Annotated in this window: 9 protein-coding genes; 3 read left to right on the top strand and 6 right to left on the bottom strand. The window is 51.5% G+C overall.

Going from position 1 to position 13,768, the window contains the following annotated elements:
- Positions 1-2: 2 nt before the first annotated feature.
- From KJ869_05270 to KJ869_05250, 5 genes are read right to left on the bottom strand one after another with little or no spacing between them, the layout of a single operon-like run.
- The gene (locus tag KJ869_05270; protein MBU1576603.1) at positions 3-365 is read right to left on the bottom strand and encodes a response regulator; all 363 of its coding nucleotides are present in this window, start codon (positions 363-365) and stop codon (positions 3-5) included.
- Between the two features lie 40 nt (positions 366-405).
- Positions 406-2,031, bottom strand: a complete 1,626-nt coding sequence (locus KJ869_05265; GenBank protein MBU1576602.1) for a GAF domain-containing protein — start codon at positions 2,029-2,031, stop codon at positions 406-408.
- A 20-nt stretch (positions 2,032-2,051) separates the two neighbouring features.
- Positions 2,052-3,014, bottom strand: a complete 963-nt coding sequence (locus tag KJ869_05260; protein MBU1576601.1) for a radical SAM protein — start codon at positions 3,012-3,014, stop codon at positions 2,052-2,054.
- A 60-nt stretch (positions 3,015-3,074) separates the two neighbouring features.
- Entirely contained in the window at positions 3,075-5,219 is a 2,145-nt protein-coding gene (locus KJ869_05255; protein MBU1576600.1) for a UvrD-helicase domain-containing protein, read from the bottom strand.
- 52 nt (positions 5,220-5,271) lie between these two features.
- Positions 5,272-6,117 (bottom strand): hypothetical protein, encoded by an 846-nt coding sequence (locus tag KJ869_05250; protein MBU1576599.1) that lies wholly within the window; start codon positions 6,115-6,117, stop codon positions 5,272-5,274.
- Between the two features lie 192 nt (positions 6,118-6,309).
- Here KJ869_05250 and KJ869_05245 point away from each other — a divergent pair, with 192 nt between their 5' ends.
- From KJ869_05245 to KJ869_05235, 3 genes are all read left to right on the top strand, one after another.
- Positions 6,310-7,812: a sigma 54-interacting transcriptional regulator gene (locus KJ869_05245; GenBank protein MBU1576598.1), complete on the top strand. Its 1,503-nt coding sequence runs from the start codon at positions 6,310-6,312 to the stop codon at positions 7,810-7,812.
- A 172-nt stretch (positions 7,813-7,984) separates the two neighbouring features.
- Complete coding sequence (locus KJ869_05240) at positions 7,985-8,356, top strand: hypothetical protein (protein MBU1576597.1); 372 nt, start codon at positions 7,985-7,987, stop codon at positions 8,354-8,356.
- On the top strand, positions 8,353-12,009 hold the full coding sequence (locus KJ869_05235; GenBank protein MBU1576596.1) for a T9SS type A sorting domain-containing protein: 3,657 nt from the start codon (positions 8,353-8,355) through the stop codon (positions 12,007-12,009). The genes KJ869_05240 and KJ869_05235 overlap by 4 nt, the downstream gene beginning before the upstream one ends.
- A gap of 58 nt (positions 12,010-12,067) precedes the next feature.
- Here KJ869_05235 and KJ869_05230 read toward each other — a convergent pair.
- The coding region (locus KJ869_05230; protein MBU1576595.1) for a tetratricopeptide repeat protein at positions 12,068-13,768 on the bottom strand (1,701 nt) is incomplete at its 5' end.

Genomic DNA, 13,768 nt, shown 5'->3' with positions numbered 1-13,768 from the left:
ATTTATTTGTTTTCTTCAAGAAGTCGGGCTATGTTATCTTTCAGTTCATCCAAGTTGCTGGATTTTACAATATAGGCATCGGCCAGCCAGGAGGAGAAATCCGTCTTATAGGCCGGATAGGCGGTATTGATGATGATGGGGATCTTGCGGTTGGTCTCCCTCATCCAGCGCAGCATCTCCAGGCCGCCGTCGTGAGCGGTAAGCTTAAGGTCCAGGACCACTAGGTCTACCTGGTTCTGGGAGAACTCCTTCTTGGCCTCATCCAACGTCGCCGCACAGATCACCTTGTAACCGTTAGCCGTAAAATCCTGCTGGTATAAAATGCGGATATTCTCCTCATCGTCGACCACCAAAATAGTTCTCATGATACGCTCCTTTTTAAAGGTTACAGACCCCGATAAATCCCTATATCAACGGAATGCTGATGGTGAAGGCGGTCCCGCCTTCCGGCCTTAACTCGGCTTTTATCACTCCCCGGTGACTGTTTATGATCTTCTTGCTGAGGGCCAGTCCTATGCCGCTGCCACCGTTCTTGGTGGTAAACCGGGGTTCGAATATTCTGTCTATATGGTCGCCGGATATGCCGGATCCGGTGTCGGAGATCGTTATCTCAATATCGTTGGGGTCGGTTCTTCTGGTTTCGACCCGCAGCAGACCGCCGGTCGGCATGGCATGAATGGCATTCTTGAATATATTAAAAAAAACCTGGGGTAGCTGCAGTTTATCCAGCCAGATCAGATGTTCCGGGCAGTTGAAGCTGGCTTGTATCTCTATTTTCTTGTCCTCAAATTCCGGCAGCAGCAGTTTAAGACAATCGTCAATGATGGTATTGATGTCGGCCCGGACCAGCTCCGGTTCTTTGAATCGAGCCATCTCCAGGGTGTCGGAGAGGACCGCCTCCAGGCGCTCGATCTCGGAGCCTATTATCCTGAACTGCTTTTCAAAGGGCCGGTTGTCCGGCTGCTGCTTGGCCATGGAGTTGATGAAGCCGCCGATGGATACCAACGGGGTCCTCATTTCATGGGCCAGAGTAGTGGCGATCTCTCCGATGGAGGCCATTTTCTCGGCTTTTATCAGCTTGTCCTGGCTTTCCCGTAACTCCTTGACCTTCATCTGCAGCTGCTGATAAAGCTTGGCATTGCGGATGGCGCTGGCAACCTGGCCGGCAAATATCTCCAGCAGGGTCAGGTCGCCTTGCACGATGGGCGCCTGGGTGATCGAATTATCCGCCATCAATACCCCCAGCGGTTCGTTCTCGGCAATCAGGGGAACTATCACGAAATTACTGACCTTGAGAACTGCGGCAAAGCCCTTGGCCCCCGGTGTGGCATGGGCATCGCTTACCAAAAAAGGTTTCCTTAGGCTGATGGCCCTGATGGCGACGTTGTCGTAATCGTCAACCGGCACTTTTATCTCCCTGACCAGCCGGTTGACATATTCGTTGCCGTTTATTTCATGATGAGGCCGCATAGCCAATTCCTTAAAACTGGCGGGGCTGCTTTTAAGCTCGTCCCATATCTTTGTCGCTTCCTCCGGACCGGTGGGGCCGACCGCCATCTCTCCCACCAGGTTTTTCCGGCTGTCGTCCAGCAGCAGTAAAAATGCCCGGTTCAGCCTTAAAATTTCCGCCGCCGTGACCCCGGTCAGGATTATATGCAGGGTCTGTTTCAGGTCCAGGGTGGACTGCAGGGCCTTGGTCACTTCATTGAGCATGGCCAGGTTCTGAACATTCTCGGTAAGGGCCTGGTTAGATCTGGCCACCTCTTCGTGAAAGGAGCCCATCTCCTCCAGTAGTTTAAAAAGGGTATCGGACATCAGGCGGTCGTCCGCTCTGCGCCCGGTGGCCCTTTCGATGATTTCATGGAAATGGATGCAACCGCGGCAGTGCCGGTAGAGCCGTTCACGGAATGGCAGATACTGCCCGTCAAAGCCCGGACGGGGCTCGCTGAGCCAGCAGTGCTTGCCGCCTCGGCGGCGGACCGGACATTCTTTCTGCTGGCAATTTCTGTCTTCCCAGCACTTAGTATTCATTAGGTGAAGATGATATTGTTTTAAGTGGTTTTCACTATCCGGTCCGGAGGCCCGCCTCCGGTATCGTCCAACTCCTGATGCCAGCCGTTCTCCAACTCGTACTCCTTCGTCCATTCCACTGCCTGTCGGTATTCCTCCCGGCTGATGTTTCTTCCCAGTTCGGCCGTTTGGTTTGCCTTGTGGGCTGGAAAGAACTGGGACATAAGTGACAAGTGCACCCTGGGCGATATTTCACAGTATAAAAATTTTAAAGCTTCCTTGGTTTGCGATAATCCATTAGGCAGCACCAGATGCCTTACCAGCATTCCCCTGAACGCTATCCCCTCGTCGTCCAGTTGCAGTTCGCCCACCTGCCGCCACATCTCCTTTAATGTCGCCTGATTGACCGCCGGATAATCCCCTGCTCCCGAATATCTCTCCGCCGCCCCGGGATCGGTGTATCTGATATCCGGCAGATAAATGTCTATTACCCCCTCCAGCAGTTTTAAGGAATCCAGCGAATCATACCCGCTGGTGTTGTAGACCAACGGCAGATTAAACCCTTGGGGAACGGCGATCTCCAGCGCCATCAGGATCTGGGCGATCATATGGGAAGGAGTAACAAAGTTGATGTTGTGGCAGCCCCTTTGCTGCAGCTCCATCATCATCCCGGCCAGCCTTTCGCAAGAAACCTCCTGTCCCTGTCCCAGTTGGCTTATGGGCCAGTTCTGGCAGTAGCAACAGGACAGATTGCAGTGACTGAAGAAAATGGTTCCCGAGCCACGGGTCCCCGATATCGGCGGCTCCTCGCCGTGATGAGCGTTATAGCTGGAGACCGTGGGCAGAAATCCGGACCGGCAGAAACCAAGCTGGCCCTGCAAACGGTTGACTCCACAGCTACGGGGGCAGAGGGTACAGCAGGTTAAAAGATCATGGGCCTCCCGGCTCTTTTTTTCGAGATCTCCGGTTTTATAAAGTTCTATGAAGCGTGGCTTGATATTCATATGAAATATAATAATAACTGCTGATAATTTCAAGCAGTGTTTTAACGATCTGCCTGGGTATTACATGAACTCCACAAATCCGGCCATTATTTTTTTCTTCACCCCGCCGCCGAAAACTATAGAGAGCTTCACATCATCGCCGTCTCCCTCGGCATCCACCACCTGGCCCTGGCCCCATATCTCATGGTGTACCCGCTTACCCTTGAGGCCCTTGGCCTGGATTTGGTGAGTTCCCTCCTGGGATTCCCTAGGGAAATCGCCGGCCTGTTTTTCGCTTCTTGGCAAATCGGCATCCAGGTTCTCCCTGGGCAGCTCGGCAATGAAGCGGGAGGGTAATGATTGTATCAGTCCGCCGAAATGTCGGCGGGACATGGCCGAGCAGAGCGTCAGCTTGTTTTGAGCCCTGGTGATGGCCACATAGAACAGCCGCCGCTCCTCCTCCAGCTCTTCAATGGTATCCAGCGAGGCCCGGTGCGGCAGCAGCCCCTCCTCCAGCCCGGTGATGAACACCTGGGGAAATTCCAGCCCTTTGGCGTTGTGAATGGTCATCAGCGTAACCGCCTCGGCGGAATCGTTCCAGCGGTCGATATCGGCCACCAGGGATACCTCGGCCAGAAAAGCGGGCAGGCTCTTATCCTCCGAACGCTCGCAAAATTCGTTGGCGGCCGAGGCCAGCTCCTGAACGTTCTCGGTCCGGCTATCGGCCTCGACCTTGTCCAGATACTGGCTGCCGATGAACTTTATATAGCCGGATTGTTCGATGACCTTTGTGATCAGCTCCTGGGCATTCAAGGAATCTTTTAAGGCTATCAGCTTTTCCAAATCCTTTACGAACCCGCTGACAGCCGATTTTATGCCCGGCCCCAGTCCGGGCACCTGGTCGTTTTCCTTAAGAGCCTGGAACAGGGAAATATCCCTCTCAGCGGCATAGGATTCAATCCTGGACAGGCTGGTGTCGCCAATGCCACGGGGCGGAATATTTATGATCCTTTTCAAGCCGACGGCATCCGCCGGGTTGACCACCACCCGCAGATAGGCCAAAATATCTTTGATCTCCTTGCGTTCGTAGAATTTCAGGCCGCCCACTATCAGATAGGGCACCGCTGCTCGCCGCAGGGAGTCCTCCAGCGCCCGGCTCTGGGCGTTGGTGCGGTAGAGTATCACGCAGTCCTTTAAAGAGCCTTTGGTCCAATGCTCCTTGATGGCCCGGCAGATCTTTTCGGCCTCGTCGCGCTCGTCCCAGGCGCACCACAGCGAGACATTCTCCCCTTTGGGGTTGTCGGTCCACAACTCCTTGCCCTTGCGACCGGCATTGTTCTTGACCACCTGATTGGCACATTCCAGAATGACCTGGGTGGAGCGGTAGTTCTGCTCCAGGCGGACGATCTTGGCCTCGGGAAAATCGTTTTCAAACTCCAGGATATTCCGAATATCCGCCCCCCGGAAGCCGTAGATAGACTGGTCGTCATCGCCCACCACACATAGCTGGCGATGGCTCTGGGAAAGCAGTTTTACCAGCATATATTGGGCGCGGTTGGTGTCCTGATACTCATCGACCAGGATGTGTTTGAATTTATGGCCGTAATCGTCTAGAACCTTTTTATTGCCGGACAGTATTTTTACGGTATTGAAGATCAGATCGTCGAAATCCATGGCTTGGTTCTTCAGCAATTCCTGCTGGTAGAGGCTAAATATCTTGGCCACTTCCTTTTCAAAGAAATCGTAGGCCATCTTCTGGTATTCCTCCGGCCCCACCAAGCTGTCCTTGGAGCTGGAGATGCGTGATATCACGGCTTTTACCGGGACTCTGCGTTCCGGGATGGCCAGGGCGCTCATCACTTTTTTCATCAGGGCCAGCTTGTCATTCTCGTCGTAGATGGTATAATCACGCTGGTATCCCAGGAGATATCCCTCTTTGCGCAGTATCCTGGCGCAGACCGAATGGAAAGTCCCTACCCACAGACCGTCCACGCTGCGATTTATCAAGCGGCCCACCCGGTTTTTCATCTCCCCGGCCGCTTTGTTGGTAAAGGTCACCGCCAGGATGGCCCAGGGGGCGCAAACGCCCTGCCCCACCAGGTAAGCCAGGCGGTGAGTCAGCACCCGGGTCTTTCCGGAGCCCGCCCCGGCCAGTATCAGCAAGGGACCCTCCAGATAGGTGACAGCTTCTTTTTGCTCGGGGTTGAGCTTTGCTAAAAAGTCCATTAAAAATCTTTCTGTAGTTATGATGCCTTCAATGCGGTGTATTTTGCACTATTTATTTTTTCTCATGCAGACTGGCCAGCGGTACCTCCAGTATAATTTCCACCTCGGCGTCGCTGATGTAACGAGTGGACCGCACCTGGCTGCCCGGAATGGCCACAGTTCCGCCGGATAGGGGTATCTTTTTCAGGGCCACCGCCAGCTTTTTATAGGCATCCACCTTGGCCAGCCTTAGGGCCGTAAGCTTCGGCAGAGCCTCATAACCCGGCGCGTCTATCCTGTTTTTAGTCCGCCCCACTCCCCTGACCAGCATAAAATTTCCCTCGATCCAAACATCCTTCGAAGTAACGATATCCGGGAGCAGGCTTTCGCTGGTGCTGTACCCCAACTCTATTTGCTTGATAATGAATCTTCCGTCGCTGATGAAAGGTATGCCCCCATCGGCATAAAACATAACCTTGAAGATATTCTGCGGCCCCAGGTAATCAATCCGGCCATCGTTTGATGTTGTATAAATATGCTTGGGGCTGTGGGATTCCCATAAACCATCGCTGTCGGTCGCTTCCCACAGCCTCCAGTTGGGACCCAGCCGTTTATTGCGGATGGAAAAATCGTCGAAGGCGATTCCATAATTATAAACGTATATCTTAAGCCATTTGTTTTTCAAATTTTTGAAGTTTAATCTGGCCTTTATCCGGTCGGTGGTGGCCGGAAGCTGGAATTGATAGACTGCCGCACCATAGGAGAAGAGTCCCTTCAGCATGGCATATTCCCCGGAAACGCTGGTCTGGCGGGATTCTCCGGAATAGGCTTTCCCCTTGATCTTCTTATTGTTTTGAGCTGTCAAAGGGGTCGATGCCAAAACAGCTAATAAAACAATCTTCAAAATATTGCTGAACATAATTCCTCCATAATGATTCATTCATAATGATAACACTGTAATTTCATACTGTCAACGGGTTTATTTTATGCAATATTTAATTATATTTTTTACTTGACTTGACTTGTTTACATTGATATTATTAAATTGTATAAGGGTTATATTATAAAATTGTTCATCTTTGGTTTTTCATTACTTTTAAGGAGCAATATCATGAAACAGAATCCAGATTCAAACAACGATTTTGAATTTCTATACTCGTTAAGCAAGGCGTTGTCATCGACCCTGGACCAGACCCAGCTGCTGGATATGATCATGGAAGCAGCCAAAACACTGACCATGGCCGAGGCCAGCTCTTTGCTGCTGTTGGATGAGAATACCCAAAGGCTTCATTTCGCCCATGCCACCGGGCAGGTTTCGGAGGAATTGAAAAAGCTTTCGGTTCCTATGGGCCAGGGCATAGCCGGCTGGGTGGCCAGGGAGAAGAAACCGCAGATAGTCAATCAGACGGATACGGACAACCGCTGGTACAAGGGCATTGACGAAAAGACCAAATTCATCACCCGCTCGCTGTTATGCGTTCCTCTGGTGCTGGACGACAAGACGGTCGGAGTCATAGAAGTCTTGAACAAGCAGGAAAGCCAGTCCTTTGACGAACGTGATCAGGAGCTTCTTCTGAAAGTGGCCGAGATGGCGGCCCGGGTCCTGGAGAATGCCGACAAATATCACAAGCTGCAGACCGAGAACCTTCAGCTCAAGGATGACATCGCCAGCCGCTACACCATTATCGGAGAAAGCCCGTCCATCCAGGAGGTTTTAGGCCTGGCTCAGAAGGTGGCCTTGAGCAATACCACGGTTTTACTGCAGGGGGAGAACGGCACCGGGAAAGAACTTCTGGCCAGATACACCCATAACCAAAGCCCCAGGCGCGACAAGGCTTTCATCGCCGTAAACTGCGCCGCCATACCCCTGGAGCTGCTGGAGTCGGAATTGTTCGGTCACGAAAAAGGTTCCTTCACCGGAGCCACCAACTTAAGGCGGGGCCGGTTTGAGCTGGCCCACCAGGGGACCATATTTCTGGATGAGGTGGGCGACCTTCCTTTGGCGGTTCAAGCCAAGATCCTGAGGGTGTTGCAGGAGCGCGAATTTGAACGGCTGGGCGGCAGTGAAACCATCAAGGTCGATGTCCGGATAGTCGGAGCCACCAACCACGATCTGATACAATTAGTCAGGGAAAACCAGTTTCGGGAGGATCTGTATTACCGCCTGAACGTGTTCCAGATATTTTTACCGCCACTAAGACAGCGGCGGGAGGACATACCGGTCCTGGCCAATCATTTTTTGAAATATTTCTGCCGGGAGACCAAAAAAAATATCACGGGATTTTCAGCCGATGTGATCAGTTCCATGCTGGAATACAACTGGCCGGGAAATATCAGGGAGCTTCAGAATGTCATTGAGCGGGCGGTAGTGATATCATCGGGAAAAGTAATTAATAACATCATGCTACAGGATATCGGCGTCGGCGGTAAAAAGGACATAGCGTTGCCAGCCAATCTTCCCTGGGATGAGGCGCAGAAAATTTTCAAAAAAGAATATTTGATAAAAGTCTTGAATGCAAACAACTGGAATCAACGTAAAGCCGCTTCCGCCATAAAAATACAACCCACTTATTTGTCTCGGCTTATAAAAGAACTCAATATATCTAAACCGTAGTTTATACTATTATATTATTCTTGGATTATTTAATAGTATAACTTTTCAAGAAATCATATCAAACAATCAAACAACTAACTCTACAAATAACAACAAGTTAAGTTGTTATTTTTTCTTGGCATACTATTTGCATGTAATTCTAGTGTTAACAATAATAGCACAAAGGATTTACATGTATAATTCAAAGGACTTCCCGGAGCTTAGCATTTTCATTAAGGATACCGTTGATTGTTTTGAAAAATGGAATATCCTTATTCACTACAGCCGTCAGCCCATGGCTCAGGAATCGGTCTGCAGCCTGACCAAAATGACCGGACGCACCGAGGAAGCAATAAAAAAGGCTATAGATGACCTGCTGATGCAGGGGGTGCTGTACTCAAATGAAAACAACCAGGACAATTACCATCTGTCGTCAGAAAAAGCACCTATATTTGAAAAATTAAAAAGCGGCATGACCGATAAATCTGCTAGATTGAGATTGCTGATGGTGGCCGTGGAATCAATAAGGGTAAAAAGCAATTCCGGTAAAGGAGAGAAGAAATGAAAAAATTATGGTTAATGGTTTTACTTACTGCTGCCTTCGCTTGTGTGGCCCAGGCAGCCCAGGATACCTGTAAAATATTCCTGTGGGACAACGATGCCGGCGAAGCTACCCAGCGGGCCCCGGCCGCTGTGATGGACGAGAATTACGGCTCCCGTTATGTATGGGCCGACAGTCGCGACGGAAATTTCAACATCTACGGCCGGATATGGGAACGGAAACCGGCAGCGGCTACCGGCTCCTTTCTGGTCAACCGGATCCGGGTGGACGAGCATACCCAGGAGCAGCCCGATGTGGCCGGAACGGTGGGGGATTTCTTTTTTGTGGTCTGGCAGGACTCTGTAATGAAACCCGGGGAACTGTGGCAGCTTTATGGCCGCAAGCTGGACAAGAACGGGAAACCGATGACGGACGAAATAAGGGTCACAGAAAAAATCGTGAACAACGCTAAATTTCCCAAGGTTGCTGTAAATAAGCGCACCCAGGACTTCGTTATAGTTTGGCAGGAAGACCGGGATGGGCAGATTGACATTTGGGCCAGGCTGTTCAACTATAAGTTCGAGCCGCAGTCGCCCGACATCAAACTAAACGAGGACGGGCTAAAAGTAGCCCACATTCTACCTGTCGTCAGCTTCAGCGACAAAGGTATTGCCGTGGCCTGGCAGGACAACCGCGACGGACTGGCCCGGGCCGATATCTATTTTCGATATTTCAAACCAGATCTTTCCCCGCTCACAGCCAGCAAGCAGGTCAATAGCGACGTCGAAAGATGGCATTTCACCCCCGCCATCGCCGTCTCTGACACTGGCTATTTCACGATCGTGTGGTTGAGTTTCCAAAGCAATGCCTACGGAGATATTGGCGCCCAGCGTTTCGATCCCGACGCCAAGCCGATCAACCTAAACATCAAAGTTAACCTTACCGTCGCCCCGGTGGCCTGCCGGATACCGTCGGTGACCATGGGCATAGACAACGTTTCATTCTGGACCAGCTGGGCCGACTCCCAAAATACATCTCTTATGTATCAGATACGGGCCCGTTATTTTGACAAGGCCGGCCGGTTCAACGCTGCGGTCAAAACAGTCAACCAAAACCCCTGGTACGGCCAGCGGGCCCCGGCGGTTTGCCGTTTTGGCGAATTGTTCTCTGTGGCCTGGCTGGATTCCAGCCGGGTCAACGGCCGGGGCGACATCTTCGGGCAGTATTACATGCTTAATGTCAATAAGGACGATACCCTGGATGCCGTGGGCGTAAACTACAACATCAGCAACGACAAGGCCGCCGGGCGCACTATCTGGTATCACCCCAAGAAGAATTATGATAATCCATCCACCCCCGGCTGGAACGAGGATCCCATCGCCGAGCCGGATTCTATTTACATTCCGTTGGATTCGGCTTATGTGTTGGCCTTTAAGGAGCGTAATATACCAAACCAATTGTTTGTCCAAATCACCAACACCGAAGTCTTGGAATACATGTGGCGGGACAAACAAAAGCTGAACAGCAGCGCCGCATATGACCTGTGCCTGCTGGACTTGGGCTATGCCGAAGACGGCTCCACCGCCGGGGTCATACAGGAAGAACAGCAGGATTCTTTGGAAGCTTTTGCCACGGACAGCCTGAGCTGTTTGATCGTGGCCGGAAATGATTTCGGCGAGATGTACAATGCGACCACATTATTCTCGTATTTCGGCTCCAAATATATCGGTCCAGGCAATTCATCCGAAACCGGCAATATCCAGAAAATAAGCGGCTTGCCCGGAACCTTTACCGAAGGAATGAATTTTGATTACCCATTTCAGCAAGGGCCGGATAATTCTGTGGATATAATTGGTCCTCTGGCAGCTGGTTCTCAACTTGTTATGGAAAGCGACGGCCCCGGGAAAATTACCTACGGACGGGCCACCACCTATGGAAGCTACTATAAAGGCGAGAAGGCCTCTACACATAAAAACGTGTACCTGACCTTCTCCATCGGCTCCTTAAGCAACGGGATTCACCCCAGCACCGCTTCAGAGCTGACCCGCCGGATATTGGCCTACCAGGGCTTCAATGTGGAACCGGAACCGATTGTTGACCTGGTGGATTCGGTTTACACCGGCACCATTGAGGGTACCGTAGAGCTTTCGTGGACGGCTGTCAGCGATGACGATGCTACAGAAAAGGCCACCAAGTATTGGCTGAAATATTCCAAGTACAATTCCGCTGTTTCCGACTTGGGCAAAATAAGTTCCGAAATCGATTTTATCGACACTGGTTCTACATATTACCAGACTTGGACGCCAGCAAATGCTGGTGTGCTTGAGAAGAAAACTGTTTACGGTTTTGCTCCAGGAGATACCTTGATCTTTGCTTTAAAAGCCGGTGATGAAAGTTCTCCCATCAGGTGGGGTACTTTGGGTAATGAGCCTCGCATTGTGGCTTCAGGAGATACGGTCACTCCCCATACGATAAGATTGGGTTATATTACATTCGGCGCCGTAAATGATTTCTGCAAAAGTGAACGGATTGGAACGCGGATTGGAGCAGTGGGTTTAAGGGATACGCTCTTTACCACATGGGATGCATCCAATCTATACTTGGGTTACGGCCGCAATGACTGGCGCACCGCTGGAGACCTGTTATTCTACTTTGACACCCGCACCGGAGGGGCCGACTCAACTTTTAAATACAACGGTACCGGATCCGCCGGATTCGATATCAATTTCCGGCCAGATTTCTGCCTGATTTTTGAAAATGCCGACTCAATATCTTTGAAGAAATGGAACGGTTCAGCCTGGGTTGATTCAGTTCCCATAGCAACCTATCTTGCATCCAATAGGCCTTATCTGGACAGCATCAATAAATTCACTTACGCTGAAATGCGGGTACCCTTTAGTTATTTAAAATATACCGTGGGTAACGTATTTAAATTTTTGGCGGTTTCCCAATATGAAACCAGCGACAATCCATGGAACGCTTTTCCCACAACCAATTCCATCACTACAAAGGGCGCCAAGGTGCCGGCCAAATACGGCTCTTATTATCAATTCAACAGCCTGGCCTCCGGGGTTTCCCCCCGGGTGGTGGCTACCCCCTTGGCGGTGGAACTTTCCATGTTTGCCGCGGCTTACGAGCAGGGAAGTGTAAACCTGGCCTGGCGGAGCGGCCTGGAGGAGGATCACGATCTGTGGCTGGTGGAGCGTTCTTCCGACGACGGGAGAAATTATGCCCGGCTGGTTGAGCTACCCGGCTCAGGCTCGGGTTCGGACTACAGCTACCAGGATAATTCGGCCCTGCTGGGGCAGGCATATCTGTATCGCCTAGGGGCCCAGGATAATATGGAATTTGTCGAATGGTACGGGCCGGTGTTGGTGAACACCCCTGTGGCAGCCGATATCTATTCATACAGCTTAAAAGCCATGCCCAATCCATTTAACAACAATTGCCAGATCCGTTACAGCACCAACCGGCAGGAAAGAATGGCGTTAAAAGTTTACGATATCTGCGGGCACCTTGTAAAGACCATATTTGACGATGTCAAACAACCCGGCAGTTATGCCGCCAACTGGACCGGCACCGATGACAACGGCCGGAACCTGGCCAATGGCGTATATTTCTACCGCCTGACTTCCGGACAGGGTTGTCTGACCCAGAAGATTACGCTGCTGAGATAACGGTTCAAACGAAAAAGCGGCCCCATTACGGGGCCGCTTTTTTATTCATTCTGCCTGCCTACTCGGAAGATATTCTGGCTTCTATATATCCTTTTCTTAAATACTCCGGAATATTCATGGCAATGTCGTCGAGCTCCTTCTTCTGCCTGGCTAATTCGGTTTCGGCTTCATCGCTTTGGTCCTGCAGTTTTTTAAGCTGAGCCATCAGGCCATGGCTGTCTGCCATTTCCTCCCTGGCCCCGCTTTTGGCCGCTTCCTCCCTGGCGTCCACTATGAACATCTGAGCCTCGTTGATCGATCCGCAGGCCAGCGATCTTCGAGCCGAGATCAGATAAAGCTTGCACAACAGGATACCATCCTTCATTTCCCGGGCCAGGGTCAGCGATTCCGATATGGGAGCCGACGCCCCTTCATGTTCGTTCTGCTGGACCATCAGCAGGGCGCTGTACATCAGGGCATAGGCTCGTTCTCTCTTGTTATGGGTATCGCCGGATATCCTCAGGGCCCTGTCAACTTCCTGCTGGCCGGCCCCGAAATCGCCCTTGGCCAGGTTCAGCTCTATGAAGCCCCGGACCACCGACAGGATGACCTCGGGGTCCCCCACCTTCCTGGCGTCATCCAGGGCCTCTGATAGAAGCTTTTCAGCCTGGTTCAGATCTCGAAGATTGACCATGGTCAGCCCGTAGTTGGCCCTAATATAGGCCACCATCCGGGGGTCGCTTATCTCCAGGGCCAGTTTGAGCCCGCTTTCAAATTCGGACCGGGCCTTGTCGTAATCAGCCAACATGGAAAGATCGATCCCCAGATTGCGCTTGGTCTCCAGTTCGTTGTTTCTGTCCCCTATCTTCAAGGCTATTTCTAGGGCATTGCTGTGGTATTCCAGGGCGGCCTTGGCATTTCCCCTCACCTGTTGCAAGCATCCCAAGTTGATGTCTATGTTCATCTGCTGGGCGATATCGCCTATCTCCCGGGCCGAGGACAGAGCGCCTTGGTAATATTCATGAGCCGAATCGTAATTCCCCATGATGTACTGGCAGTTGCCCAGGTTGAAACCGGCCAGGGATTCGACCCTCCGGTCCCCGATCTTCCCAGCCATGTTAAAGGCGGTCCTGAAATTAGCCGCAGCCTGCTCTATGCTGCCTGTCATCAGCAGATTGATGCCCAGGTTATTGTTGTAAGAGGCTATCCCCTCCAGGTAGTTGATATCCTGGGATATCGCCAGGGCGATGCCATTATGCTCGATGGCCTTGTCCAGATTCCCCATGACCTCTTGAGCCTGGGCCAGGTGCGAGTTTATCCGGGCAATGTGTTTTTTAACCTTGAGCTCCTCAAAAACCTTCAAGGCGGTCTGGAAATCTTCGACGGCTTTGGCCGGGTCCCCTTTTCGCAAGTACAGCAGTCCTTGATTTTGCAGGGAAAGGGCCTGGGCCTCCTTGTCCTTGTCCTTTTGGGCCGCTTTCTGTACTTTTTGCCACAGGGCAAAGGCGCGGTCGGCCTGGCCCAGCATATCATGGATGATGCCGACCTCCAATGTATATTTCCGGGAGACAGCACTATTGCCACCCCCGGCCGTCACCTTGACTGCCTGGTTGAGATTTTTAAGAGCCCTTGTCATTTCACCTATCAGCCTATAGATGGACCCTTGGGCACCCAGCACCTCTGCCTTTTCCAATGTCGAATCCTTGGTCTGTTTTACGGCTTTCAGCGTCGCCAAGCATTTCTCGTAAAACTCTATGGCCTCCGGATTGGCATAAAGCCC

It is taken from the genome of Candidatus Edwardsbacteria bacterium, assembly GCA_018821925.1.
Taxonomy (GTDB): domain Bacteria; phylum Edwardsbacteria; class AC1; order AC1; family EtOH8; genus UBA2226.
Note: the sequence above shows the minus strand (reverse complement) of the source record. Positions and strands in the feature narration are given on the sequence as shown.

What these genes read in the sequence shown, in the direction of transcription:
- KJ869_05270 (MBU1576603.1), bottom strand. Translation starts at nt 365, where the DNA reads ATGAGAACTATTTTGGTGGTCGACGATGAGGAGAATATCCGCATTTTA.
- KJ869_05265 (MBU1576602.1), bottom strand. Translation starts at nt 2,031, where the DNA reads ATGAATACTAAGTGCTGGGAAGACAGAAATTGCCAGCAGAAAGAATGT.
- KJ869_05260 (MBU1576601.1), bottom strand. Translation starts at nt 3,014, where the DNA reads ATGAATATCAAGCCACGCTTCATAGAACTTTATAAAACCGGAGATCTC.
- KJ869_05255 (MBU1576600.1), bottom strand. Translation starts at nt 5,219, where the DNA reads ATGGACTTTTTAGCAAAGCTCAACCCCGAGCAAAAAGAAGCTGTCACC.
- KJ869_05250 (MBU1576599.1), bottom strand. Translation starts at nt 6,117, where the DNA reads ATGTTCAGCAATATTTTGAAGATTGTTTTATTAGCTGTTTTGGCATCG.
- KJ869_05245 (MBU1576598.1), top strand. Translation starts at nt 6,310, where the DNA reads ATGAAACAGAATCCAGATTCAAACAACGATTTTGAATTTCTATACTCG.
- KJ869_05240 (MBU1576597.1), top strand. Translation starts at nt 7,985, where the DNA reads ATGTATAATTCAAAGGACTTCCCGGAGCTTAGCATTTTCATTAAGGAT.
- KJ869_05235 (MBU1576596.1), top strand. Translation starts at nt 8,353, where the DNA reads ATGAAAAAATTATGGTTAATGGTTTTACTTACTGCTGCCTTCGCTTGT.